This window comes from Streptomyces triculaminicus, from assembly GCF_017349075.1.
Taxonomy (GTDB): domain Bacteria; phylum Actinomycetota; class Actinomycetes; order Streptomycetales; family Streptomycetaceae; genus Streptomyces; species Streptomyces triculaminicus.
The window spans coordinates 22,843-46,804 of sequence record NZ_JAFMOF010000007.1; the positions used below are offsets into that span (position 1 = coordinate 22,843).

Sequence of the window (23,962 nt, forward strand, 5' to 3'; positions counted from 1 at the left end):
GACGCACCGGACCACAACCGACCGGCAAGGACTCCCATGCTCGAATTCAGCACGGCGCTGCTGGCCAGCCCAGCCTTTGCCAAGAACCCCTACCCGGCTCTCGCCCGTCTGCGCAGTCACGCACCGGTCGCCGCTCTCCACGGCCTGTTCCCTCGCACCTGCTGGTTCGTCGTCGACCACGAAACCGCCACCACGGCCCTCACAGACTCCCGCCTGGGCAAGACCCCACCCCCGTGGATGTCCGACGTCCTACCCAACTCCGGCAGCAACGCGGCGACGCTGCAGAACACCGACCCACCCGAGCACACCCGACTGCGCAAGGCCCTGCATCCGGGATTCGCTGGCACCCGCGTCGCCGCCTTGCGACCCCGCATCCAGCACCTCGTCGACACGGCACTGGACCGCGTCTCCCGGCAGCAGACATCAGACCTCATGACAGATGTCGCCCTGCCCGTCGCCCAGACAGTCATCGGCGACTTCCTCGGCATCGACGCCGGCGATGAAGGCCGCCTGTCGGCCCTGACCGACGCCCTGCACAGGCTGGACGGCGGAGCCGGAGATCTCGAGACCTACACCCAGGCCCTCCGGCAGATCCGGGACCTGATGCAAGACATCGTCCAGCGGCGGCGCTCCCGGCCGGGCAACGACCTCGCCACGCACCTCCTGCACGCGAGCACCGGCCAGGACCGGCTGAACACCGCGGAGGTCACCGCTGCCCTGGCAGGCATCGCCGTCGCCGGATACGCCACCACGGTCGCTCTCATCGGCACGGCGACGCACACGCTGCTCACACACCCCCAGCACCTCGCACATGTGCGTGCCGATCCAGCACTCGTCGGTCCGGCGGTGGAAGAAGCCCTGCGCTACGAAAGCCCCGTGGGATCGATCCTGCTCTTCGCGTCCGCCGACCTCCAGCTCGCCAACGCAGCGATACAGACCGGAGACCCGGTCATGATCTCCGTCCACGCGGCCAACCGCGATCCCCGGCGTTTTACGGACCCCGACGCCTTCGTCCCGGACCGATCACCCAATCCACACCTCGGAATGAGCCACGGCGCCCACTATTGCATCGGCGCCGCCCTGGCACGCCTCGAGGCGACCAGCGTCATCACCAGCCTGCTGGACCGCTTCCCTCACCTGGCTCTCGCCCCGGGCCGCGAGGCCCCGCGCTGGCAGACCAGCGGTCCCATGCGCTGCCTGGCCTCACTGCCCGTATGCCCGGCGCCGGCACCGGTCTCCGCTTGACCGCCCAGCAGTCAAACGGGCGGTCAGGCCGCCTCACCATCGTCATCTTCACCGACTGGCCGTGCCCGGGACGCGCGCGGGCCGCGGCCTATCGCGTGACTGGCGGGAGAGAACCACCGTCTCCAGACAATCCAGAACCGAATGCAGCAGCAGAACCAACCCGCTGCCCCACTAACGATCTCGTGCACGGTTGGCCGTGGCGCGTCGTCGACCGCGGACGTACCCGTCTTCAGGCCGCGTGTGTGAGGGGCCTGGTTGCGTTTTGCTGGTGAGATACCAGGGCGGCGACGGCTTGGACGGTCTCGGGCAGTTGTTCACGGCGGCCGTGGTGGCGGGCGAGGGCCTTCCAGTTTTTGAGGTGGGCGATGCCGTGCTCGACGCGGATCCGTCGGGAAGAGTGCGCGTGCTTGGCCTGTGCGTGCATCTCCTCGTACCAAGGCGGCGGGTTCTTTCGGAACTTGCGGTGTGGCGGGGTGACGACCTGGCCGCCGGTCTGGGCGCCGAGTCCCTGGTAGCCGGCGTCGGCCAGGATCTCAACCCAGGGTCCGGTATCGAGGAGGTCGATGAGCCCGGATTCGCGGGCCTGGGTGATGTCCGGGCAGCTGCCGGGCCGGGTCTCGCCGCAGAACAAGAGCCTGCCGGCGGCATCGGTGAGGACCATGGTCTTCACGGCGTTCTGCTTGCTCTTGCCCGAGATGAAGCGGTCCCGGCCGTCCGTTCCCTGGGCGGGGCGGCGGACCCGGATCTCGGTCGCGTCCAAGATGGCCGTGCGACCGCTCTCGCCCAGGTGGCTCACGACATCGGCCAGCGTTCGCAGCCGCATCCCGGGAGCGATAGTGCAGCCTCGCTCGGCCAGCAGTGGCCGGACTTCGCCGATCGCCCTGGTGATGGTGGAGCGGTCCACGCCGAACCAACAGGCCAGCACGTCGTGCGTGGCGCCGTGCCGGAGATGCACGAGTGTGGCCAGTAGCCGGTCGACGAAGACCAGCTTGTGCCGGGCCCCGGCACCCACAGCCCGCTTCCGGTCCCGGGAAACAAGCCGGGCCTGGTGTCGCTCGTGCCACAACGGCCCGAGCTCGGCAACGAGTTCAGCCAGCACCGTCGACGACAGGCCCGTGACCCGCTGGTTCCGAACGATCGCCGCCCTGATCCCCACCACGCTGAACACAACGATCAAGAAGCCGACGCGCCACGGCCAACCGTGCACGAGATCGTTACATCGGAAAGCAGGTCGGGTGACGTGAGCAGCAACTTCCATATCGGTGACTCCGTCACCCAGTACGGCGACCACAGCACCGGGATCATCAAGTACGAGGCGCCCGCTGACCCTGCTGCGGCGCTTCAGACGCTGGTCGCAGCGGTCCGGCTCATGCACGACCAAGTCCCCGCTGAGGACCAGCAGGTCATCGACGACGCACTCCAGACGATCGAGGCTAGCCCGGACGTCCCTCGCGGCACCCTACGCCGGGCGCTCTCGAACATTGCTGGGGTCGCCACGATGGTCGGAGGGGTCGGCGTCCCTGTCATCGAGGCTGTGAATGGCGTGAGAGCCGCCCTTGGGGCCTGATTCGTGACGGCCTGCCACGGTCCTACCCGCGCCACGCTCCAAGGCTGCGGGCCGTCAATGCACTTCTACGGTGCAATTGTCGCGAATTAGAGATCAGGAGGGGCGAGCGAATGGCGACACCGGGGCGTCGTGAACGGCTACGGGCCCAGATGTCCGCGGAAGTGCGATCCGCTGCTCGCCACGTCATCGCGCACCAGGGCGTCGAGGCCCTCACCTTGGCCGAGATCGCTCGGCGTGTCGAGGTGACCCCTGCTGCCCTTTACCATCACTTCGAGAGCGGACTTTCGGAGATCGTCTATCGGGTCGCCGAGGACATCGTCGACGACCTGGTACAAGCCCTTCAGTCCGCAGCCGATTCTCACCCCGCGAACAACTACGCGATGCGGATGATCGAGCCGGTGCGTGCGCTCCGCAGCTGGGCAATCACGCATCAGCCCGAATTCAACCTGCTGTTCGGTACACCATCCACAGCCGCCGGTGAGGCCCATGCCGAGCTGACCAGCGCCTGGGTGCGGCGGCTCGCCGCAGTCTGGGGTCCGATCTTCGTGCAGGCGTGGACGGAGCGCCAGTTCCCGGTTCTCGCTGAGGATGAGATGGCTCCGCGACTGCGGCAGCAGATGCTGGACTACCGGGAAGACACCGGCGTGGACCTTCCTCCCGGCGCGATGGTGGTGATGCTGAGCTGCTGGCGGTCGCTCTATGGCCAGATCGCGCTGGAGGTCTTCGGGCACTTTGCCCCCCTCTTTTCTGACCAGGAGCCCATGTTCGAGCTGCTGATGCAAGACCTGATGCGTGGCATGGGCCTTGAAGACCAGTACCAGCCGCCGACGCGATAAGCCGACAGCCTGGAATCGCCACTGTCACACCGGGGCGCGGCCGAAACGCGACGAAGCGCAGGCCGTCGACGGAGGCGAGCAGCCCGTTGCCCCAGAACTGGACGATCGGCACCTGGGACTGGGCCTCGATCAGGGCGGCATTGGCCGCGGCGATGGTGTCCGCGCGCAGGTACTACTGGTCGACGTGGACCAGCCGCGAGCGGGTCAGTGCCTCGTGGCCCGGGTTGACCACCGGGGTCATGCCGATGTTGCACGCCTCGGAAACCAGGAGCGCGACGACCGAGGTCGTCAGGTCCTTCATGCGGGTCTTGCCGTCGCCCAGGTGCACGAAGGCGTCCAGGAAGCCGGTCCAGGAGTGCACCTCAAACAGCAGGTCCGGGAGGTCGATCTTCGGGAGCATCCTCTCCACCCGCTTGCGCAGCCAGCTCAGCGACTTGGGCACCCCTAGCGCCCCGAGCGCGTCCACATTGAGCTTGGCCCGCCCGTTGGGCTGCACCTCGATGCTGACCTTCGCATCCGCGCCGGCCTCTTCGAGGCGTTCGGCCATCTGCTTCCACGCCGCATCCAGCACCCGCACCAGCTCCGCCAGATGCTCCTCGACCGGACGGTCCAGGCTCAGACCGGCCAGCACGTCCTCGCGCACCGCCAGCCACGGCTTGCCGTCCAGCAGCCGGGCCCGCGGATTGGAGAAGCGATGCGAGGGGGAAGCGAAGATGTCGCGGCTCATCAACGCGCGGTACAGCTGCTCCAGCACGCACACCACGTAGGCGTCGCGGTCCACCGCGCCCTGCGGCAGGGACCTGCGCCGGATGCCGGGGCTCGACGTCTCCTGGCGGCTGCGGGTGGACATCGCCTCCCGGTCCCTGGTCTGTCTGACCCACGTCACCGAGGAGGGCGACGACGTCCTGCCGCACCTGTGGGACGTGGCCGAGACCGTTCCCCTGCCCGAGCACTGGTGGGACCTCCTCGACCGCGCCCAGCACGTCCTGGTCGCCGGACCGGTCAAGGACGCCGCCGACGAGACGGTCCTGACGCAAGCGGCCCGCACCGGTGAGCTCCTGGCCGTCGTCGCACGTGTCTCTTTCGGGTGAGGGACATCGGGACGAGTCCCTGGTCAGCCTCTCGCATGATCGCGCGGCTAGCCGGCGTCGGCCGCGCCGCCGTGGGCCAACTGGCGCCGCCACCACGTCGACTTCCCGCCCGCCGTCGGCGGTACGGAGGAAAGCCCCCGGTTCCAGCTCGCCGCCGCTGAGGACTGGCTGCGCATCCACGGCAAGATCTTCGAAGCTGAGCCGCCGCCGGAGCCGGCCACGCTCGCCCTGGAGGGCGGGCGGACGATCACTCTGCACTTCCCCCGCCTGTCCCACTCCCCGTACGGCCAGGAGACGTTCGAGAAGCTCGGCGGGTTCATCGACGCAGACGCGCCGGTGCGCTGGCCCCGCGACGATGTGCAGCGGGCCGACGTGCCCGGCCACCCGCCGTTCCAGGTGGACGGCGCCGATGTGGACATCAGCTACGCCGCATCCCCGACGCACCGGCAACGTGAGCGGTGCGTCAGCAAGACGTGAGCGAAGCGTCAGCGGGGAATGGGAGTCTGATTTCTCTGTGCCAGATTGGCAGCTCACATCGGTACCTGCCAATCTCATGCACGCCGCAAGGAAACAGCTGGGACGGGAATCCTTCCGCGCCTGCCCTCCGATGCCGACCCGTGTTCTATTGATACGCATCTGAAGGTGGAGGCATGAAGTATAAAACCGCCAGGGAGAAGACGGCCCCGGGCTCTCGCTCGCCCTTTCCGGGCCCCTGCTCGTATTGCCGAACCTGGCACGCCGAAGGGGATCCGGTTTCCACGCCCAGTGAAGGATAGTCTAGTGCGGGATTTCTGGAGGGACTGGATTTGAGAACGACTGGATTGTTTTACATGCAAAAAAATACGAGAATTGTTGCCCTATTGGCAGCGTTCACAATGATCATCGGTGCGTTTGTGGGGTTGCCGACTTCTCCAGCGTACGCCGCAGACCTGAAGCCAGAGCAGATCAAGATGGCCACCTATAATTCTCAGGGTGCCAGGTGGACCGAGGTCGAGGTACTCAGCAGGGAAAACAGCATTGTCGCGGTGCAGGAGGCCGGAGCCGATCCCCGTCTGATGATGGTGCACCAAAACGACTACCAGATCCACGGATTCACGGTCAGACATTACCTCTGGCGGACAGGGCGGGGGGACCGGCACGTTTACTACCTGAATCCGTTCTCGGACGGTCGGGTCAACCTGGCAATGGTTACGCACCAGGCTGCCGATAACGTCCTGGTCGCTCCGGGACTCACCTCCGGGCGCGTCAGGGGTCGCCCTGCGCTGGGCCTGGTCTTCGGCACCAATGCCTACTTCAACCTGCACGCGCTCGCCAGCGGGGGTGGGGACGTTGCGGTGTTGCTGGACAGCATTCGGACCGAGGCGTCGATAGCTCATGTCTCGGCGTGGCATGCAATGGGCGACTTCAACCGGAGCCCGGATGAGGATTCGTTCGAAAGAGTGCTCCGTGACCTCCATGCGCATGTCTATCGCAGCGGAAACCCTACGCACCAAAGGGGTAACGAACTGGACTACCTGGTTTCATCGCAGGATATCGGAGGTAATTACTCCGCCGAACGGATGGGCGGCAGGGGGTCGGACCATTATCCAGTGCAGTTTTCTGCTCGCAGGTCCTCGGACGCCGTTGCTGTGACCAGCATCAGTAATAACGGACGCGTATTGGATGTGGCTGGCCAGTCAAGTACCAACGGAACACATATCATCACCTACGATGACCATCACGGCGGGAATCAGCAGTGGCGAATCGGTCAGGGCTCAGTATCCAGGTCGATGAAGTTCGTCAACAAGCAGACCGGCAAGTGCATTGACGCTTATGGCGGGCCCGATGCCGTAAGCGGTACTTACCTCAACGAATGGGACTGCCAGGGACAGAAGACCCAAGACTGGCGACCCGTCCCCGACCCTGTCCAGGTAGGCGTCTACTCGTACGTGCATCTCGCCACCGGCTTGTGCATGGACGTACTGAACTACGCGATGAGCAACGGTGCCTGGCTCGGCCTGTACAAGTGCAGCGGAGCCCCGAACCAGAAGTTTCTGCTTCAGTGGCGCTGACCGTGGCGTTCAGCACCGAGTCGGCGTAGCGGGCCGAAGTAGGAGTCGGGCTCGCGCAGGACCTGCCGCAGGCCTGGTGCGCGGTCGGCGAGCAGATCAAGCAGGGCAGGGTAGTTGACCAACGAGGCCCCCGAGCAGCGAGATTGAGACGTCAGACATCTCGATCAACAGCACGGGGGCCTCGCGCGTTCCGTCTCACCGCCCGTCGCTCGATCGGCGGACAACTCGAAGAAGCTCAGTGCAGGAAGCTCGGGGTAGTGCTGGGCGTTGCCGGATTCATGCACCTCGGGCCGAGCCGCGTCCGCGAGCGCTGACGTCCTGCCGATCGAGTGAACCAACCCCTGGTTGCAGGCCCCGGTGTCCTAGCCCAGACACCAGCTGCAAGGTAGCGAGACTTGCAGTCGAGTGTCCGTGGTGGCGCCTGTGTCCTTCGACGGCTGGGCGTTATGCCTGCGGCATGGCTACCTCCTCACAGTGGCCGCGGGCCCGGGGCTGGGAGGTCGAGGACCAGTTCACGGACTGGTGCGCCACCCGGCTGCGCAAGCGCGTCGACGCGCACGAAGAACTGCTCACCGGTGAGCAGCTGTTCCGCTACGGCTCGCACAAGGAGTACGACCCGCCCGGCCGCGGCGCCCCCGAAGAGGGTGGTCCAGCCGTAGATCAGCCGGCGTCAGGAGCGGAATCGGGCGCGGGTGGTCCAGGCGTGGGCCAGGATCCGTCAGAGGCGGTGCCGTCGGCGGCCGGTCTGGACGTAGACCACCCGCCGGGCGTGGAGGACGCGGTGGCCGGCGTGCTCGCCGCCAGAGCCGCCGAGGCGCGATGGCTCGAGCTGCTCGGGGTGGCACTGCGGGCGGAGGACGCGCCAGGCAAGCGGCGGGAACCCGCGCGGCGGGCGGCGCCGGCGATGTCGCGCACCCTGGTGCTGCGCGAGCTCGGCACGTCCAGCGGGGCGTAGAGCCCGGTGGTCGGCTTCGCTCGCCGGGGGCTGGGTGTCGGAGGCGGGCCGTAGGGTCGGCTCGTGATCGCCCCAAACGGCACATCAGATTCTCCGCAGGCACCGGGCCTTCCTGATCCCGAGACTGTCCTGCGCGAGGCGGACTGGGAAAGCCTGTGGCATTCCCAGGGCTCTGCCGTGGCGATACCGGACGCCTTGCGCGCGCTGCTCGACGCCGACCCCGCAGTCCAGGCCCGCGTCATGGACGAGGATCTGGCTCCTCTTCGGCTTGAAACCTTCATCTATCCCGCCGCCGTGCCAGCCGCCCAATACATGGCCGCGATCCTCCCCGATCCGCGCATCGCAGCCATCGGCGTGTACCGGCACGCGGTCGACGAATACCGGCAGCACCCGCTGCGCGCCATGCTGCTCATCTGGCTGGGGTATCTCCTCAGCCACACCGACGATAACGTCAAAGCCCGCGAGGAATTCGGAGGTAATCCTTCGCCAGATGAGGAAACCCTGTTCGCGCTCCGCCCGGCGTTCTACCAACAAGTCGCCGCGTTTCTCCACGACGATGAACACGAAGTGCGATACGCCGCCCTTTTCGCGGCCATTCCTCTCGCCGAGGCCCCTGGACTCACCCGCCACCAAACGGAACTCGCCGGCTGCGCCCGGCGCCTCCTGGCCACCGAGGAAGACACCTACCGTCGCGTGCGCGTTCTCAACGGCCTCATGGCCTGGGGCCATGACACCGCGGGCCTGGAGACCGATGACGACCGCCGTCTGCGCACCTTGCTGAACTCGATCACCACCGAGCCCTCGTTCTAAAGGGCCCGTCCCTCTGTCCGGGTGACGCGCTGCCGCGATATCAGCGGGGCGGCCATGTTGCGTCGGCGCCCGGCGGCCTCGCGGCGGTATGCCTGCGGGGTGACAGTCCATTCACAGATGTTCCGCCGCGAGATGGGCGGCCGTATTTTCGCGGAGTTCAGGGATCGCGCCTGCTGGCCTTCCGGCCTCGGGGCGGCCGCCTGGGTGTTGTGCGCCTTTTACGATCAGATGGAGCTTCGGAAGTTCTGCATCCTGATGGGCATCGCGGAAAAGGTTCCGCCGGAATCAGAGAAGGCATCCGGGGATCAGGAAGGGGATCTTCTGCTGGCCCGGGCCTTCCTTGAAGCTGCCCGTCAGACGCTCAGCGGAATTGCATTCGGCGTTCTGGTCAAGTATGCCAAAGAAGCCCTGGAGGTCGTTGTGAAGGAAGAGCAGCGACAGATTCAGTGGCGGTTGCGGGCCAGGGCCCTGCGCGAGCAAGGGCTGGTGGACGCCGCGCAACTGGAAGGAATTTTGGCACCGTGAGCAGGAAGAGCAGCGCGCAACGATCGGAGTTGCGGTGGGTCTGCCAGAACGTCATTTCCGAGAGATGGCCGGGGCGTCTGTGCAGTTTTCCCGGGATCGGCGGCCCGGACAAGCCCGGTCCGGTGAATTGCGTGCGTCACCGGACGGATGAGGAGCGGGCCCGCCACGGTTCGGCGACACCGGGCCCGGGCGATAACTACAACCTCCTGGATGAGGGATGGATGCTTCCCGAAGAACCGGCCTGCTGGTCGTGGGAGGTCCCGCCCGATCCGGTGGAAACCCTGGTGGCCGGGTACCGGGCCGAGTTCCGGATGGGGGAGGCACTGGCGAGGATGCTCGGCGCGGGCGGTGATCCGGAATTCCGGGGCGAAATGGCGCTGAATTTCTGGCAGGACGGCTGCTGTGCGGTGTGCAGCCGCCGGGACACTCTGGTCACCGACCACTGCCATACCAGCGGGCTCGTCCGCGGGCTGCTGTGCAAGTCCTGCAATGTGAAGGAAGGCCACCACTTCAGCGGCGGGGCAGTGTTCCGGCACTACCGGCAGCGCCCGGCGACGGTGCTGCTCGGCGTCCGGCTGCGCTACTACAACTCCGTCACCGGCTTCGCCGAGCCACTGCCGCCCCGCTACCGCCGCAGCGTGACCCCGTGGTGGGAGCAGCTGCCGCCCCCGCCGGAGGAATCTGGCACTGAAGAGGCCGAGACGTGCCGCACGGCACCGCAGGTCAGGCGGGGCCCGTCCAGGCCGCGTCCAGGGCCTCGGTGAGAGGACGCCATGTCAGCTACTGAAGCCGAGTTCGCCCGCGTGCTCGCTGCGGTCATCCCCCTCGTGCTGCTCGCCGCCGTCGTCGAAGGCCGAGGCCCCGGGCAAGCCCGTCAGAGCCTTGATGCGCGTGGCTGGCGGATCGTTTGGCCCTTCCTCAGCTCCGTTCTCGTGCTGACTTTCCTCGCGTTCCTTGAGGTAGCGGTGCTTCTCGCGGCGGCGGACCAGGTGGGGCCGTGCGTGAGTTGGCTGGCAGGCCCCCCTGGGGCGATTGGCGTGGGCATCATCATCGTCCTCACCGCACGCCTCGCTGCCGAAAACCTGGCTGCCGACAAATCCAATTCTCTCGATGCATTTAGCACCGCCCAATTTCATGAGATGGGAGCCGTCCTCTTGACGCTTTCCATTACCGCAGGCGTGTCGTGCATCATCGGTTATTGGCCGCCATCCACCGTCCAATGCAAGTCGCCCTGGCTGGATCAGGAATGCCTCGTTCTGTACGCGGCCCTCCTTGTCGGGTGGCGCATCTTCCAGCACATCAGATACTGGCCACGGCGAATGGACAAGCCTCCAGTGAATCCTGGAGACCACGGAGGCTGATCAGCTCCCGTTGGCCACCGAGGCCGAAGCCGGGTCCGGCGACGCCGGCACGCAACGGACTTCCAAGGGGAGCCGGGATGAAGATGCCCAAACATCCATTTTCGCCCGAGACCGCCAGAAAAGGTGGCCTGCAAAATGACCCCTCTCGCAGCCGAACGCGCGCGGCCCGGTGTGATCGAGTCCGGGCGGCCCCGGGAGCCCGCCAGCGGGCCGCACAGCGGTTCCGACCCCCTGGCGGGGCATCAGAATCGCGCCCCGCACCAGTTACTGACGAGTAGCCGGGTATTCTGCCTGGAATAACCGCCAACTCGCCGGACGGCGAAATCGCGGCGTGGACATGCCACTTCCGGGGGTTGTGTGAGCCGGCAGGACGAAGACGAGCAGACGAACGAGACGGGCCGTCCCGTCAGCGCCGGGGAACCGGCCGTCCCCCTCCAGCGCCTCGAGGTGACCGGGGCTACCGACGGCGACATCATCGACGCGGAACTCGTCCCGGCCGACCCGTCACTGCCCGCCGCGACGCCGGACGGCATCGCGGGTGCCGGACCGCGGTACCTCGTCACCCAGCACACCATGCTCGGCCCCGGCCAGCTGCCCCCGCTCGCCGACGCCCGCCCGCCGTGGACGGATGCCGACTTCCGGCTGTCCGAGGAGGACGTGGCGGACCTGGAGGAAGAGGACCTCGCGGAGAACACCCGCATCAACCGCGACTCCACGGTCCGGGCGTTCGAAGCGTGGTGCGCGACGCAGGACCCGCCGCGGCTGGCGTATCCGTGCACGACCGCCACCTACACCGCCTACGGTCTCCACCTCATCCGGCGTGGAAAAGCCGGGGAGTTCAAGCCGGATTCGGTCGGGCAGTACATGTCCCGGATCTACAACTGGCAGCCCGTCGACCTGCGCCCCGACCCGTCCCGCATCAAGGGCCGCATCCGCGCATGGAAGAAGACCTGGACCCAGGCCGGCGGCACCGTCGACCGCTCCGCCGCGGTCACCCTCGAGTACAACCTCCGCATCATCGCCGCCATCGACGAGTCCACGAACATCGGCAAACGCGACGCCTTCCTCGCTGCCCTCGCCTACTCCAACCTCCACCGCGAGATGGAGCTCGCCGACCAGCTCAACAAGCGGATCAGGGTCTACGACACCGGGCTGCTCGTCACCACCGCCGTCTCCAAGACCGACCAGGCCGGCCGGGGATCCAGCCGCTTCATCGAGGACCGCGAAGACCTCCAGCTCGTCCGCCGCGCCCGCGCCTGGCGCGCCGTACTCAAGGACCTCGGCGCCGCCGGCCCGGACGATCCGCTCTTCAGAGCGCTGACCCGCGGAGGCAACCTCGTGACGTACCCGGCCGACCGCAAGCGCGGCAACCGGATGCGGCCCGGCTCGCTCAACGAGCGTCTGCAGCACCTCGCCGAACAGGCAGGCGTGCCGTACATCGACGACAAGAAGGTAACCAGCCACTCCTGGCGCGCCGGCGCCAACACCGACCTCGCCGAAGCAGGCGTCCCCCTCGCCGAGCGCAACATCGCCGGCCGCTGGGCCGACGGCTCCCACACCGCCGACACCGTCTACGACCGCCGCCACGGAGTCGGCAAGCGAGACCCGCTCCAGCAGGTGCCGCTGTACGGCAGCCAGGCCAAAATGCCCCGTTTCATCCCGGAAACGTGAGCCTATCCGGAATCCATCGCGATGGCCGCTTTCTCCCCCATCGACAGCTCATTTATGTCCCGTCTCGGCGAACCTGCTCCGGTGTCACGGAATCTGCACCGGCTCGCGAACATGGGCCAGGTTCGGTGACACCGGCCGCGCGGTCGACGCGAGCTGGGGGGCCAGAGCAGCGTCGCTTGTGGGGGAGAACCGCCGGAACGGAGCAGATGAAGTAAGACGGGCTGGCAGGCCACCGGTATCACTGGTACCGTCGATATCATGGCAGATCCGAAGGCTATGAGCTTGCGTTTTCCTGACCCGGAGCAGCGTGCAGCTATCGCGGCTGCCGCGAAGGAAGCCGGGGTGAGCATGCAGGAATACATCCTCTCGGCTGCTTACGAGCGCGCTACGGCGGTCGAGGCGAGGTTCCTGGAAGCTTTCAAGGCCTCGGTCAGCCGCAGTAACGAGGCCTTCACCACTGAGCCGGGGGCGTCCGATCCGACTCCTGAGCAGCGTGCCGCCGAGCAGCAGGCCCACAGCACCCTTGAGACTGAGGGACAGGGTCGCGCCGCGTGAGTGACGAGCAGCAACCACCACTCCGGATCGACGTCCCCTTCCTCCTCCACGCCGCGGAACTCCTGCCCGGCGACCCTCAGGTCGACGACTACGGACCACTGTTCGGCGCTGTAGCCCGCATGTACGCCAGAGCGATGGACCGGGACATCTACAGCTCCGAGCACCTCAAAGCCGGGGCACTGCTGCACAGCCTCATACGGATACCGTGCCTGGAACACTCCAACGACGCATTCGCCTGGCACGCCACCGAGGCCTTCCTCGCACTGAACCGGCACCACCTCGAGTACCGGCCCAAGGACGCAGTCGCACTCGTCCGCGAAGCCGCCGCAGGCACCGCCGGCGTGGCCCAGATCGCCCGCCAACTGCACGCCTGGACCACCTAAGGCCAGTGCCGCCCATCGAAGTCGGCGCCATGGACGCCAACAGTCACACGACTTCCGCGTCAAGTACGTGTCGGCGACGAAGCTGATCAACGGGCTTCCCGAGGCAGTCGACAAGCGATCTGGTCACCGTCACGGCCTCACGCAACCCGACGGTCTCCGCAGCGACTATCACGTCGTTCGGCTTCGGGACCGCACCGTAGCAGCGGCCGTCGACGACCAGCAGCGCGTCCTGATGATGTGGCGCCGCCGCTTCGTCACGGACACCTCGCCGCCGCCCGGGAACTGGAGGAAGAAACCGGGCGGCGCCCGAAGAACTGATCTACGCCCAGCCTGCAGCAGGGATCACCGACTCCCAGCACTTCGTGTTCCGCGCGGACGGGGTCCGCTGCATCGGTGAACCGACGGAACGCAACGAGGTCGGACCGACTGGAGTGGATCCCGCTGGCTGACATCCCCGCCGGCATGATCACCCGACGGGAGATCGTCAGCAGCGCCACCCTGTTCGGCCTGATGGTCCCCTGCTGCTGGGCCTGAAGGCCTGATCCCCGTTTTCAGTGCCCGTCTGAGCGGCCTTGAGAGCCCTCTCAGTCTTGCGGCGGACTGAACCGGTCGATGCCGGCGAGGATCTCCCGCTTCAGCTCGAGGTGGGAGGTGATGCGCTTACGCGTGAACCGTGACGGGTCCTTGGCGTACATCTCACGCCCTCGTTCGGAGGTGAATCGGTCCTCCGGGATGCAGTCGGCGCCTTCGGGCAGGAACTTGGCCACCTCCTCGAATGCAGCGATCGCATACGCGGTGGCCGGACGGATCTCACGGTGCTCGGCAGGCGGAGTGTTCAGCAGCCGCAGCCCGGACTCGGTAGACACTCGGTCGCCGATCCACATGAACTCGCCCGGGTCGATGATTCGCGAGGGCTCCGGGCCACCGAACGCGGGTGGTGCGGGCGGACGCTCGCTGGACATCGTGAACTCGAACAAGCGCGTGCGACCGCACTGTGGGCACACGCCCTCGTACACGGAGGTCAGGACCCCATCACGGTCCTCCAGGCGGTGTTGCCGATCGAACTCCTCCGTGCCACACACACAGGGATGCAGATCCATGTACAGGTGGGCTTCCTGCATCGAACGAGTGATCAACATGCCATCATCCTAGGGGAAAGAAGACGCCAAACGGGGGGACGTCAGTGGACCAGGGTACCGACGCAGAACGGCTGCTTACCGAAGCCGAGGCCGCCCTGCCCACGGTCCTGCGAGCCTTATACGCCGACCGACTACGTGACAGCTTTGTGGCTGAGGAGAACGGCCGGCGCTTCTACGCACTGAGCGACTCCGAGGGCAAGCAGGTCGAGCTGCGCCTGGATACAGCCGCCTTGCCGCAGCCGCTCCTGGCGCGCACCTTCACCAACACAACGACCGATCGGTACGTCGTCCAGCTCGCCGACACCCTGGCGCCGACACGCGTCGGCGAGGTGCTCTCGCGCGAAGTGGGCGAGCTTCTCGCCGTGCGGGGACGGACCGCGGTGAACGGGAAGCCACCACTACGCAACCTGCTTGCCCCTGGCGCCGCGCTGCCCGCGCATCCGGAGCTGTCCGATCAGGACCTGGGCCGGGTGGGCCAGTTCAACTACCTTGCTGCCAGGATGAACGACGCGGCGCTCACCGCCCCGGAGCGTCGGGAGGCCCGTGACCGGTTCTCGACACTCATAGATGAGTCGGGGCTACGGCCGGTGGTGCCGGCCTCCGACGAACAGAAGCACACTGCCGAGACGTACACGGCCAAGGTGCGTATGGATATCGCGCTTCCGCATCTGCAGGCCCAGGCGAGTGATGCGTTGGAAGAACTCGCCATTCCCCTCGAGCGGTTGAGTACGGTGGACGCGCGGGCGCTGGGCGAAGCGAGGGCGACCCGGGCCGCTCAGGAACAGGCTCCACAGCCTCTGGGCGAGTTCCCCATGCCCGGGCTGCGGCCGGACGGAACGCCTCTACCGCGGGAGGAGCTGGGGCAGGCTGCCTCTGTGGCTGCCGAACAGCGGACCGCGCTCAGCCACCGGACGCTCGACCAACTGCGCGCGGAACAGGCCACGCTGCCTGAGGGCCGGTACCCGCAGCGCGAGGTCATGATCGGCGGCGGGGCCGTGTTAGCCGGGCGTGACCCGGACGTGTTGCTCGTCGACGCGCGCGGGCGCTGGCATGTGGATCCCATCAAGGCGATCGTCCAGTCCGCTGACCAGGTACGACATCTTCGGCAGAGCGGTATGGGCGATCCTTACCAGTTCGCGGATCCCAAACAGCGAGTGCCGCTCCCGGCTCTTCAGCTCTGGGAGGACACCGCCGCAGCCCGTGGTCCACTCGTCGACGGGCGGGCGAACCTGAGCATCAACGCGGCAGGCCGATTGATCGCCGAAATCTCCCCGGCCGACGGCTCGGAGCCCATCAGGATCGAGGTGAAGGGCTCCCCGCTCGTCGCCACCGGTATCCCGCCCGAGATCATCCCTGGCGCGAACCGCCAGGTGCCGACCGTGCCGGAAGCGACCGAGGTCCTCGCGGAGCACCTCAAGGCCGCAGGCACACCCCAGGCCTTCCGCGCCCGCGAACAGCTGCTCGAGCTGCCCCATGGCGAAGGCCGGGCAGCCTCATCACTCGCCGTGCTCACCGACCCGCTGGTGGCCGACGTCCTGCAGTCCTCGGGCGATCCGCGCGTGGCGGGCGCCGCTGAGACGCTCCGTGCCACCGCAGCGTGGGAGCACGCCCGCGCCGCGGCACCGGAGCGTGTCCTGATGGGCGACGAGGTCGGTGACGGCGCCTACGACCCGCTCGTCGCCAACGACTGGGTCATCGCCGGGGTCGGCGGCGCCGCCATCGCCAATGCCGAGATCATCCTGGAGGCCAATCCTGAAGCCAGGGTCTCCATGGTCGGCAAGGATGCGCCATTCGTCCTCCACAACGACGCCCAATACACGGAGCTGCGTCGCAAACACGACGCCCAGTACGGCGGAGACGGGCGCCTCGTGACGTACTCCGACCGCTACCTCGGTGCGGTCGGCACAGTGCCAGGACCCAATGGCCAGGTCCGTCTCGCAGCCCTCGACAGCGCGGGCAACCCCCTCGGCATCGAGGGAGACGCATACGTGGCGTGCCTCGGCCGGATCTCCCGGATACCCCAGACCCTCGACTCCCTGGAGTCCTGGGCTCGGTCGTCGGGCGGCCAGGTCCAAGGAGAGCTGCTTTTCGACAAGGATCGCCAGTACCTCGGCTACCGGCTGGAGTTCGAAGCAAGCGGCGAGCGTCACTCAGTCGACGTGACCGGCGCTGCATCCCGCATGCTCCCCAGCAACGTCTTCAGTCGAGACGACATGGCCCGTCTTGCTCTCCTTGACGCGAAGACAACCCCACCGGAGAGCGGCAACGTCGCAGCCGGCTTCATGGCCACCGCCCTGCAAGGATCTCACCTGGCCAGGCACCGCGCGACGGAAGGCGGTCTGGACGGCCCGCCCACGCAGCCTGGCCCGGATCCCCAGCAGACAGCGGAACGCCCATCGGTTCCAGCCTCTGCATCAGGCTTCCGAGCGTTGAGCGCTGCCGCCGCGCGGTCCAGGTCGACGACCACCCAAACCCCTGCTGAACAAGCAGAGAGGGCCGCCGCCCGCGCACGCGAGTCGGCCCGGCGGCTCACAGCCCAGGCCGATCAGCTGGGCGCGGTACTGGGTACCGACGCCGCCCCAGGCCGTCGGCAGTACGCTCTCGTCGTCGCTCGTCTGACCTCCGCCGAGGACTGCCTGGTCCGCGCCGATGCCGCCGACCAGCGCGCCGATACCCTTGACGGCCAGGTCCAGGCTCTACTTGACGCCAACCGTGAGCAGGCACGTCGCGAAGAGGACCTACGGGAGCGCGCCGCGCTCACACGGTCAGCGCTGCTCGGGCAACGCAAGAGGATGATGGCCGAAGCCGACGCACTCGCGGGGCAGATCTCCCAGCGCACCGAGCAGGTCAAAGCTCTGAGTCAGCAGGCCACCGACCAACGCGACGAGGCTAAGCACCTGCGGGGCCAGGCCCATGAGCACGTTAGCGTGGTCGCAGGCGGCACCTCACACCAGCCAGTGTCGGAACGGATCGCGCAGGGTCGCGCCCGGCTGCCAGAAATCGCCAAGCGCACTGAGCAGGTAGACCGTCAGGATTATGACCACCTGCTCAAGCAGGCCGCCGCCCAGAACCGCACCGCCGAGGGGCATACCCGCCGCGCGGCTGAACTGCGAAAGGAAGCCGCCCGGCAGGAGCAACTCCCACCCGCCCAACGTGCCCGGGAAGCCGCTCAGCACTCCGAAGCGCTGCGACAGCAGGCCCAACGCCGCGCCGCCGAACAGGCACGCCAGGTGCCAGGACCTCATCGCCGCCCCCCGGACTACGGCTCTGGAAGGGCAGGCTTCAAAGGCATCAGCCGGTAGAACAACTGGATCGAGGGAACGCAGCAGTGACGTCCGCAACGCATCTCCACTCGGCATCAGAGCGCCGCCCCCCTGACCAGGCACTCCCTGCTCATCGGCCTCGCCTTCGTCGGCCGCAGGAAGAACTAACGTGGCCCGTACGACGTTGGGCGAGCGACGGCCAAGTAAGGCCGGTCGGTGACCGGGACAAGCTCCGGGTGGCTATGCCGAAGGAGCTGAGCTTCAAAGGACCACTCTCATAACCATCCGCCCCCAGGCCCTTGAGTGTGTAAGCGTGTATCCATCATGTTCATGGATGCTGTGCCATATGCAGCTAAGCGTCAAGAAAGAGCAAAGCCCTTACAACGCTGCAGGTCGCGAAGGGTGAGCTCCGCGCGAGCGGAGGTGAGCCGGCCAGCATTCACCGCGCGACCGGGGTGGCCCGGTGAGCTCCGCGCGAGCGGAGGTGAGCCGTCCGTAAAGGGCCCTCTACGGGCCCCGCGTACGTGAGCTCCGCGCGAGCGGAGGTGAGCCTGACGGGTCCTGGTCCACACGTGGACCAGTCGGGTGAGCTCCGCGCGAGCGGAGGTGAGCCGACGACGATCAGCGGCCAGAGCAGCATGACCACGTGAGCTCCGCGCGAGCGGAGGTGAGCCGCCTAACCAGCGCTGACCGCTCCGGCTGGAGCCGTGAGCTCCGCGCGAGCGGAGGTGAGCCGCGGGCCACCGACCTTGACCTGAAGCTCATCCTGTGAGCTCCGCGCGAGCGGAGGTGAGCCGTAGCTGCGGATCGAGTGTGCACCTTCGCTGGCGTGAGCTCCGCGCGAGCGGAGGTGAGCCGCAGTGGGCCACCTGGGGCCAACCTCTCGAAGAGTGAGCTCCGCGCGAGCGGAGGTGAGCCGCAACAAAACCGCAGGTCACACCTAATGCCTCCGTGAGCTCCGCGCGAGCGGAGGTGAGCCGTCGTCGTAGGCTTCCCACCCGAGCTCGCTGTAGTGAGCTCCGCGCGAGCGGAGGTGAGCCGGCTTCAGGCTGTTTGCCGACGGCGGGGAAGCGGTGAGCTCCGCGCGAGCGGAGGTGAGCCGGCGACCGCCTCCTCGCCGAGGGCCGCCAGGAAGTGAGCTCCGCGCGAGCGGAGGTGAGCCGACGGCCACGGCGACGACAAGCACCACGCCGTCGTGAGCTCCGCGCGAGCGGAGGTGAGCCGGCCGACGACATCACCAGCGTGTTGGCAGGCCTGTGAGCTCCGCGCGAGCGGAGGTGAGCCGGCGGGGGCGTTCTTCTACCCGTTCACGGGAGCGTGAGCTCCGCGCGAGCGGAGGTGAGCCGCGCCCGGCTGTTCCGGGTGGACACGCCCCCTAGTGAGCTCCGCGCGAGCGGAGGTGAGCCGACCGTCGTGTGGCAGGGACCGAGCAACCTGGGGTGAGCTCCGCGCGAGCGGAGGTGAGCCGGTGGAGTTCATCCAGGTGACGGGAGGCTGATGGTGAGCTCCGCGCGAGCGGAGGTGAGCCGGTTTGTTGGGATGTCACTCGACGTCAGTTACCGTGAGCTCCGCGCGAGCGGAGGTGAGCCGCTGCTGTGCGGCTGCTCGGGCCTCGTCCCGGCGTGAGCTCCGCGCGAGCGGAGGTGAGCCGCAGCTTGGCCTCGTCGAGCCACTGCCTGCCCAGTGAGCTCCGCGCGAGCGGAGGTGAGCCGCGGGCGGCGGCCAGCGCGGCGAGCCCGAATACGTGAGCTCCGCGCGAGCGGAGGTGAGCCGACCCCATCGAGGCCGCCCGGCACGGCGGATGGGTGAGCTCCGCGCGAGCGGAGGTGAGCCGGTCGCCCAGTCCGCCGCCCGCCAGGGAGTCGAGTGAGCTCCGCGCGAGCGGAGGTGAGCCGTGGGTCAGCACGCCCGTGCCGATCGAGATTCCGTGAGCTCCGCGCGAGCGGAGGTGAACCAGCCGACAAGGCCCCAGAGTCCGCGGGGGCTGACCTCGCTGTTCTGGTCGAACATCAACCGTGCGACACCTTCAGCCTCGACATGGACATGCGGCTCGAACTGCTGTTGTCCGCAACCGTGCCTGGCCCTGCGCTGCGCCGAACCGCGCGCCGGATGATGGGGGCCCGCTGCGGACTGCCCCCGTCCGGCGGGACGAGAACGGAACGCGGTTGTTCTCCTGGACGACCTCCACACCGGCCCCCTTCACGCCCGGTACCGTCTCGAGTGGCAGTTCCGAGCCCGGCCCGAGACCAAAACGAGCGGCAGGGAGCCGGCGTGACGGCGGTGCGGCCCAGCGATCAGATGCGTGACCTCGGTGTCGCGCAGTACGGCGCTCCCCTCCTCGCCGAGGCCAGCTGGCCCTTCACCCCTGCCCGCTGAGAAAGAGACCGCCGAGCACACCGTCGAGACGTTGTTCACCTCGATGAAGCGCATCGCGCGCGTGCACCCCTTCGCCAAAGGCATGGGGATCGCCGCCCCACACACCGGCATCGGCCGGGCGGCGGCCCTCGCCCAGCCGGCCGACTCCGCCGCCGCGCCGATCGTCCTGCTCAGCCCTCGCATCGCCGCCCGCTCGGAGCAGACGGACGAGCAATAGGGGGGGTGCTTGTCGTTCTTCGACGTCCGCGGCATGGTCCCGCGCCCCCTGATGATCACGGTGGTGACCACCGCCTGGACGGCACCGAGGTCACCACGGTCTACGAGCAGGGCCTCGCCCGGCTAGTCGCTCACGAGATCGATCACCTCGACGGCCTGCTCTACACCGCCCGCATGCGACCCGGCGTCGAACCGATCCCAGCGGAGGAGTACCGGCAGACTGGCCGAGCATGGACCTACGACCAATAGCCTTCTCACCTCTACCGCCCTACCGTCCAGCGCTTCCTCCGCGTTGGGTGAGTCAGCGCGTCGTACCTGCCGCTCCGGCAGTCGTGCCGACACATTCACGTCCCCGGCAAGCCCGGTGCCGCCGCCGGCAAGCAGGGTCTCGGTCTCGGGAGGTTGGTCTTGCTCCAGCAACTGGACGTTGGCGAGAACCAAGAGCGAACCTACGCAAGCTTGGCTGATTTCGAACGATGAAATCTGTTGCGCTCATCGCAAAACATTGCGCAGGCTGAACCTATGAGTATGTACGAAGAGATTGCTGCGATCCTCCACCCGACGCCCGACCTTGAGGACTTCCCCGAGGAGGTCAGGAGCGAGGCCTGGACAGACATCCTTGAGGCACGCGAGCGCACCGCCTTCAATCTCGAAACCGCCTGGGACGCGCACGGCGACGACGCCGAGCCGCTGCTGTCAGCCCTCGCCGGTGCCCGGCGCCGCCGCGAAGAAGCCGAAGCCGAGATCCGCCGGCTCGTAGCCTACGGCCGAGAGTTCACCCGGCCCCGCCCCTACAAGCTCGCTGACCTCGCTGCAGCGGCCGGCATGTCCATTTCCGGCGTCCGCACCGCCTACGACCACGCCGAGGTCGCCGCCGTCCAGCACGCCACCGGCCTCAAGCCCCGCGAATGGCGAGCCGCCGACCCGCCCAACGACGGGAGCGACGAATGACCGCGCCGACTGACGAGGCGTTACCACCCGCCTGCACCTGCCCGACCCCGTGGACAGAACTCCTCGCCGTCATCGAGGGGCAGCGCCTACACGCCCGCCCGGCCGACACCCTCGGGCCGGCCGCCGCCCTCTACCGCGCACAGTGCGCGACTTGCAGCGCCGAATACCCGGGCCACTGGCGACTCGTCCCCGGCCAGCGCCGCATCCTCTGACCTGCGGTGAAGTCCTTCGCGCTCAGCAGTAATACCAGGGAGACCCGCAGTGACCACGACACGGTCGGGTGTCACACAGGGCTACTTCTCCTGGGGACAGATTACGAGTCCGAAGCCCGACAAGGCGAAGGCCAAGCTGGTCGAAAGTGAGCTCCGCGCGAGCGGAGGTAAGCCGAGCGTCTGGGCGCCGGGGCCTCAGCAGCGCAGATACAGAACCCGTCGAAGCGGGCGGTGATGGGCCGGGACCGGCGGGAAGCAGTCCGGCATCAACCACATGCCAAGCCTGCCTTGTCCCTTGTCCAGGGCCCGCCTTCTGCCTTCCGCCCCGCGTTCCGCAAGATCAACAGCTGGCAGCTGTGCAGCCGCCACCCCCGCGCTGTCCTCCGCACCACTATCGGCCCAAGGAGAACACCAATGAGCACACGCACCCAGCACTCAGAGCCCGATGACCCGTACCCCAATGTGCCGACAGCCATGGTCTACGACACCTTCGCCGAGACCGCTTCCCAGCTCACCGGCGCATACGTGGCCCGCATGGATGCCGCCGCCACCGAGCACGAGAGCGAGGAATGGTGGCAGAAGGTAATGACACTGCGCAACACCAAGCGGGCGGTGCCGGCTTACGACCGTGCCCAACTGATCGCGCACATCCGACTGTGGGCAGCTGAGCTGGCGGAACTGAAGGGTGAGCGCGGCTGAGGCAAGCGACTACTACCGGCGTACCGGCCGCGCATGGGCGTACAACCAATAGACCCTGTACCTCGCCGGGCTCGTTGGATGTCGAAGCGGGCGGTGATGGGGCCGGGACCGACGGGAAGCAGTCCGACATCAACCACATGCCGAGCCTGCCTTGCCCCTCTTGTCCAGGGGCCGCCGTCTGCCTTCCGCACCGCGTTCGGCAAGATCGACAACTGGCGGCTGAGCAGCCGCCGTCCCGCACGGTGCTGCGCACCACTACTGCCCCAAGGAGAACACCAATGAACACACACGCCCAGCGTCCAGAGCCCGATGACCCATACCCCAATGTGCCAACAGCCATGGTCTACGACACCTTCGCCGAGACCGCTTCCCAGCTCACCGGCCAGTACATCGCTCTATCGCGTGCTGCCTCCACGGAGGAGGAAAGCGAGGAGTGGTGGCAGAAGGTGATGACGCTGCGCGATACCCAGCACGCAGTGCCAGCCCGCGACCGAGCTCAGCTGATCGCGCATATCCGGATATGGAGGGCGGAGCTTGAGGCGCTGAAGGCTGCACGTGGCTGAGGCAAGCGACTACTTCCTAGCCGAGTCCGAGTTAGCGGCGATCTTCCACGAACGCCGCGGTGTCAAGAACTTCCTCTTCTCCAGGTTCTCACCGCAGAGCCAACCGGTGCTGGTGTTGCTGGGAGGACAGCCGGCGGCAGGCAAGAGCCAGGCGATGAAATCCGCACAGCAGCGGCACGCCGACCGCCAGCTGGTTCCGCTCACTGGCGATGAGCTCCGCCCCTTCCATCCTCAGCACCACGAGATACTGGAGAAGGAGCCTTGGCTCTTCCCCGATGCCACCGGACAGGCGTCCGGCGCATGGGTGCGGATGAGCATCGACCACGCGCTGGAGAACAGGTACAGCCTGATGCTCGAGGGGGTCTTCCGGGATCCGGCCATGACGCTCTCGACCGCCGAGCGCTTTGCTGAGGCCGGATACACCGTCGAGGTCGTCGGCTTGGCGGTGCGCGAGGAGCGGAGCCGGCTCGACAGCCTGCATCGGTACCTGGAGGGCGGGCGCTGGACGCCGCCGGACCTGCACGACCTTGCGCTGCGGATGATGCCCGAGACGATCGCGGCCGCCGAGGCCAGCCCCGCGGTGCACCGGATCACCATCACTGACCGGTCCGGTGCCGATCTGTACGTCAATGAACGCGGACCCGACGGCCTCTGGACGGGTGAGCCCGCCGCGGTGCAGGCTCTGGCGGCTGGACGTGCCCGGCCGTTACCGGCGGACGACGCAGGCAGATGGATGGAGCGCCGGCGCGAAGTCGTCATCGACTTGGCCGCTCGTGGGCAGATAGATGCCACTTCCCGGCCTGTTCTGCAGCGTGTGTCCCTCGACGCCGAGGCCGTCGCTGTGATGGCCGACCCTGATCCCCGCAGCGACCTGCGCGTCGCACACACCGCTGTCCAGTCCATGCTGGAGGCAGTGGTATCCGAGCCGCCGACGTCCGATATACCGCTCAAACTGGTGCCGGACGCACAGCTCGTTCAGTTGCACTCCCAGCTGGCGCGCGCGGAAGAGGCCGCCCTTCGGGTCGCCCGCCCGCCGGCCGGTCAGGAACCACTCGATGCCGTGCAACTACTCACGAAGCAAGGAGCAGCCCCGGAGGTCATAGACCGGGCCCGTAAGGCCGCCCAGGAAGACCAGCAGTACGCCCGGGGCCAGGCCCGGGCCGCACAGGCGCGGTCGGAGCAGCTGGGTGGTCACCGGCAGCAGGCAGCCGCCGAAATCATGAGGCGTAGAGGCCTGTCGCCTGTGCAGCGGCAGGCAGAGGATGGGCTGAGGCAGCAACTTCACGCTGCCCTGCGGCCGGCTCGGCCTTCGCAGGCCACGCCTCCGCCTCAGGCGGTAAGTGCTCCTCGTCTTCGGGGTCCGCAGCATCCTCCCCGTGGCCGGGGCCGCTCGCTCTAAAGCTCCACCAAGCGACATCGCAGTGGCGCTGGCCTGGATACACCTCAGATCAGCGCCACTGTTGCGTCACCACGCCGGGGTTCGGGGGGAGCGA

24 protein-coding genes, 2 pseudogenes and 1 CRISPR repeat array are annotated in these 23,962 nt (G+C 67.5%); of the genes and pseudogenes, 22 read left to right on the top strand and 4 right to left on the bottom strand.

Features of this window, described 5'->3' with window-relative positions; genetic code table 11:
* Nucleotides 1-36: 36 nt before the first annotated feature.
* A complete protein-coding gene (locus J1792_RS32165; protein ID WP_207248789.1) occupies nt 37-1,245 on the top strand; it encodes a cytochrome P450 in 1,209 nt (402 codons plus the stop codon).
* Nucleotides 1,246-1,474: 229 nt separating this feature from the next.
* On the opposite strand, the gene J1792_RS32170 is transcribed toward J1792_RS32165, so the two are convergent.
* Nucleotides 1,475-2,503, bottom strand: coding sequence for a transposase family protein (locus tag J1792_RS32170; protein WP_242646992.1), 1,029 nt, complete (start codon nt 2,501-2,503; stop codon nt 1,475-1,477).
* Between J1792_RS32170 and J1792_RS32175 the strand changes: the two genes are divergently transcribed.
* Both J1792_RS32175 and J1792_RS32180 read left to right on the top strand, forming a co-directional pair.
* Entirely contained in the window at nt 2,486-2,812 is a 327-nt protein-coding gene (locus tag J1792_RS32175; RefSeq protein WP_207248790.1) for a hypothetical protein, read from the top strand. The two genes, J1792_RS32170 and J1792_RS32175, sit on opposite strands and share 18 nt — an antisense overlap.
* Nucleotides 2,813-2,922: 110 nt before the next feature.
* Nucleotides 2,923-3,648 (top strand): TetR/AcrR family transcriptional regulator, encoded by a 726-nt coding sequence (locus J1792_RS32180; protein WP_207248791.1) that lies wholly within the window; start codon nt 2,923-2,925, stop codon nt 3,646-3,648.
* Nucleotides 3,649-3,697: 49 nt separating this feature from the next.
* Here the strand turns inward: J1792_RS32180 and J1792_RS35580 are convergent.
* Nucleotides 3,698-4,444 (bottom strand): annotated as a pseudogene (locus tag J1792_RS35580) (Tn3 family transposase); the annotation flags it as partial.
* A 13-nt stretch (nt 4,445-4,457) separates the two neighbouring features.
* On the opposite strand from J1792_RS35580, the gene J1792_RS32195 reads away from it, so the two are divergent.
* Nucleotides 4,458-4,739 carry a hypothetical protein gene (locus J1792_RS32195; protein WP_207248793.1) on the top strand — a complete coding sequence of 94 codons (282 nt, stop codon included), beginning with the start codon at nt 4,458-4,460 and terminating at the stop codon, nt 4,737-4,739.
* Between the two features lie 47 nt (nt 4,740-4,786).
* Here J1792_RS32195 and J1792_RS35220 read toward each other — a convergent pair whose 3' ends face one another.
* On the bottom strand, nt 4,787-4,915 hold the full coding sequence (locus J1792_RS35220) for a hypothetical protein (RefSeq protein WP_278186474.1): 129 nt from the start codon (nt 4,913-4,915) through the stop codon (nt 4,787-4,789).
* Nucleotides 4,916-5,614: 699 nt separating this feature from the next.
* Here J1792_RS35220 and J1792_RS32200 point away from each other — a divergent pair.
* The 10 genes and pseudogenes from J1792_RS32200 to J1792_RS32245 all read left to right on the top strand — a co-directional run.
* Nucleotides 5,615-6,790 (top strand): RICIN domain-containing protein, encoded by a 1,176-nt coding sequence (locus tag J1792_RS32200; RefSeq protein ID WP_207248794.1) that lies wholly within the window; start codon nt 5,615-5,617, stop codon nt 6,788-6,790.
* Nucleotides 6,791-7,247: 457 nt separating this feature from the next.
* The gene (locus tag J1792_RS32205) at nt 7,248-7,745 is read left to right on the top strand and encodes a hypothetical protein (RefSeq protein WP_207248795.1); all 498 of its coding nucleotides are present in this window, start codon (nt 7,248-7,250) and stop codon (nt 7,743-7,745) included.
* A 63-nt stretch (nt 7,746-7,808) separates the two neighbouring features.
* Nucleotides 7,809-8,555: a hypothetical protein gene (locus J1792_RS32210; RefSeq protein ID WP_207248796.1), complete on the top strand. Its 747-nt coding sequence runs from the start codon at nt 7,809-7,811 to the stop codon at nt 8,553-8,555.
* 117 nt (nt 8,556-8,672) lie between these two features.
* A complete protein-coding gene (locus J1792_RS32215; RefSeq protein WP_207248797.1) occupies nt 8,673-9,080 on the top strand; it encodes a hypothetical protein in 408 nt (135 codons plus the stop codon).
* Nucleotides 9,077-9,844, top strand: coding sequence for an endonuclease domain-containing protein (locus J1792_RS35585; protein WP_207248798.1), 768 nt, complete (start codon nt 9,077-9,079; stop codon nt 9,842-9,844). Before J1792_RS32215 ends, J1792_RS35585 begins: the two co-directional genes overlap by 4 nt.
* Nucleotides 9,845-9,853: 9 nt before the next feature.
* Entirely contained in the window at nt 9,854-10,441 is a 588-nt protein-coding gene (locus tag J1792_RS32225) for a hypothetical protein (protein ID WP_207248799.1), read from the top strand.
* A 357-nt stretch (nt 10,442-10,798) separates the two neighbouring features.
* Nucleotides 10,799-12,112: a site-specific integrase gene (locus J1792_RS32230; protein ID WP_207248800.1), complete on the top strand. Its 1,314-nt coding sequence runs from the start codon at nt 10,799-10,801 to the stop codon at nt 12,110-12,112.
* Nucleotides 12,113-12,370: 258 nt separating this feature from the next.
* Entirely contained in the window at nt 12,371-12,667 is a 297-nt protein-coding gene (locus J1792_RS32235) for a type II toxin -antitoxin system TacA 1-like antitoxin (protein WP_242646993.1), read from the top strand.
* Nucleotides 12,664-13,050 (top strand): fic family toxin-antitoxin system, toxin component, encoded by a 387-nt coding sequence (locus J1792_RS32240; protein ID WP_307843148.1) that lies wholly within the window; start codon nt 12,664-12,666, stop codon nt 13,048-13,050. Before J1792_RS32235 ends, J1792_RS32240 begins: the two co-directional genes overlap by 4 nt.
* A gap of 142 nt (nt 13,051-13,192) precedes the next feature.
* A pseudogene (locus J1792_RS32245) lies at nt 13,193-13,584 on the top strand (NUDIX domain-containing protein); the annotation flags it as partial.
* A 50-nt stretch (nt 13,585-13,634) separates the two neighbouring features.
* Here the strand turns inward: J1792_RS32245 and J1792_RS32250 are convergent.
* Entirely contained in the window at nt 13,635-14,189 is a 555-nt protein-coding gene (locus tag J1792_RS32250) for a hypothetical protein (RefSeq protein ID WP_207248801.1), read from the bottom strand.
* A 44-nt stretch (nt 14,190-14,233) separates the two neighbouring features.
* Between J1792_RS32250 and J1792_RS32255 the strand changes: the two genes are divergently transcribed.
* The 8 genes from J1792_RS32255 (at nt 14,234) to J1792_RS32285 (ending at nt 23,868) form a co-directional block, all read left to right on the top strand.
* Nucleotides 14,234-17,491 carry a hypothetical protein gene (locus J1792_RS32255; protein ID WP_207248802.1) on the top strand — a complete coding sequence of 1,086 codons (3,258 nt, stop codon included), beginning with the start codon at nt 14,234-14,236 and terminating at the stop codon, nt 17,489-17,491.
* 363 nt (nt 17,492-17,854) lie between these two features.
* A CRISPR array of direct repeats spans nt 17,855-19,408; the repeat unit is 29 nt; unit sequence GTGAGCTCCGCGCGAGCGGAGGTGAGCCG.
* A gap of 451 nt (nt 19,409-19,859) precedes the next feature.
* Entirely contained in the window at nt 19,860-20,045 is a 186-nt protein-coding gene (locus J1792_RS34835) for a hypothetical protein (RefSeq protein ID WP_242646994.1), read from the top strand.
* 5 nt (nt 20,046-20,050) lie between these two features.
* Complete coding sequence (locus J1792_RS34840) at nt 20,051-20,293, top strand: peptide deformylase (RefSeq protein WP_307843149.1); 243 nt, start codon at nt 20,051-20,053, stop codon at nt 20,291-20,293.
* Between the two features lie 273 nt (nt 20,294-20,566).
* Entirely contained in the window at nt 20,567-20,995 is a 429-nt protein-coding gene (locus tag J1792_RS32265) for a hypothetical protein (RefSeq protein ID WP_207248803.1), read from the top strand.
* Nucleotides 20,992-21,207, top strand: a complete 216-nt coding sequence (locus J1792_RS32270; RefSeq protein ID WP_207248804.1) for a hypothetical protein — start codon at nt 20,992-20,994, stop codon at nt 21,205-21,207. The genes J1792_RS32265 and J1792_RS32270 overlap by 4 nt, the downstream gene beginning before the upstream one ends.
* Before the next feature lie 414 nt (nt 21,208-21,621).
* Nucleotides 21,622-21,906 (top strand): hypothetical protein, encoded by a 285-nt coding sequence (locus tag J1792_RS32275; RefSeq protein ID WP_207248805.1) that lies wholly within the window; start codon nt 21,622-21,624, stop codon nt 21,904-21,906.
* A 338-nt stretch (nt 21,907-22,244) separates the two neighbouring features.
* On the top strand, nt 22,245-22,469 hold the full coding sequence (locus tag J1792_RS32280; protein WP_207248806.1) for a hypothetical protein: 225 nt from the start codon (nt 22,245-22,247) through the stop codon (nt 22,467-22,469).
* Entirely contained in the window at nt 22,462-23,868 is a 1,407-nt protein-coding gene (locus J1792_RS32285) for a zeta toxin family protein (protein WP_207248807.1), read from the top strand. Before J1792_RS32280 ends, J1792_RS32285 begins: the two co-directional genes overlap by 8 nt.
* Nucleotides 23,869-23,962 lie beyond the last annotated feature (94 nt).

Coding starts and splice junctions, on each gene's coding strand:
- J1792_RS32170 (WP_242646992.1), bottom strand. CDS start 2,503: ATGGAAGTTGCTGCTCACGTCACCCGACCTGCTTTCCGATGTAACGAT.
- J1792_RS32215 (WP_207248797.1), top strand. CDS start 8,673: ATGTTCCGCCGCGAGATGGGCGGCCGTATTTTCGCGGAGTTCAGGGAT.
- J1792_RS32280 (WP_207248806.1), top strand. CDS start 22,245: ATGGTCTACGACACCTTCGCCGAGACCGCTTCCCAGCTCACCGGCCAG.
- J1792_RS32235 (WP_242646993.1), top strand. CDS start 12,371: ATGGCAGATCCGAAGGCTATGAGCTTGCGTTTTCCTGACCCGGAGCAG.
- J1792_RS32275 (WP_207248805.1), top strand. CDS start 21,622: ATGAGCACACGCACCCAGCACTCAGAGCCCGATGACCCGTACCCCAAT.
- J1792_RS32180 (WP_207248791.1), top strand. CDS start 2,923: ATGGCGACACCGGGGCGTCGTGAACGGCTACGGGCCCAGATGTCCGCG.
- J1792_RS32265 (WP_207248803.1), top strand. CDS start 20,567: ATGAGTATGTACGAAGAGATTGCTGCGATCCTCCACCCGACGCCCGAC.
- J1792_RS32165 (WP_207248789.1), top strand. CDS start 37: ATGCTCGAATTCAGCACGGCGCTGCTGGCCAGCCCAGCCTTTGCCAAG.
- J1792_RS32200 (WP_207248794.1), top strand. CDS start 5,615: ATGATCATCGGTGCGTTTGTGGGGTTGCCGACTTCTCCAGCGTACGCC.
- J1792_RS32195 (WP_207248793.1), top strand. CDS start 4,458: ATGCCGGGGCTCGACGTCTCCTGGCGGCTGCGGGTGGACATCGCCTCC.
- J1792_RS32225 (WP_207248799.1), top strand. CDS start 9,854: ATGTCAGCTACTGAAGCCGAGTTCGCCCGCGTGCTCGCTGCGGTCATC.
- J1792_RS35220 (WP_278186474.1), bottom strand. CDS start 4,915: ATGCGCAGCCAGTCCTCAGCGGCGGCGAGCTGGAACCGGGGGCTTTCC.
- J1792_RS32250 (WP_207248801.1), bottom strand. CDS start 14,189: ATGTTGATCACTCGTTCGATGCAGGAAGCCCACCTGTACATGGATCTG.
- J1792_RS32205 (WP_207248795.1), top strand. CDS start 7,248: ATGGCTACCTCCTCACAGTGGCCGCGGGCCCGGGGCTGGGAGGTCGAG.
- J1792_RS32270 (WP_207248804.1), top strand. CDS start 20,992: ATGACCGCGCCGACTGACGAGGCGTTACCACCCGCCTGCACCTGCCCG.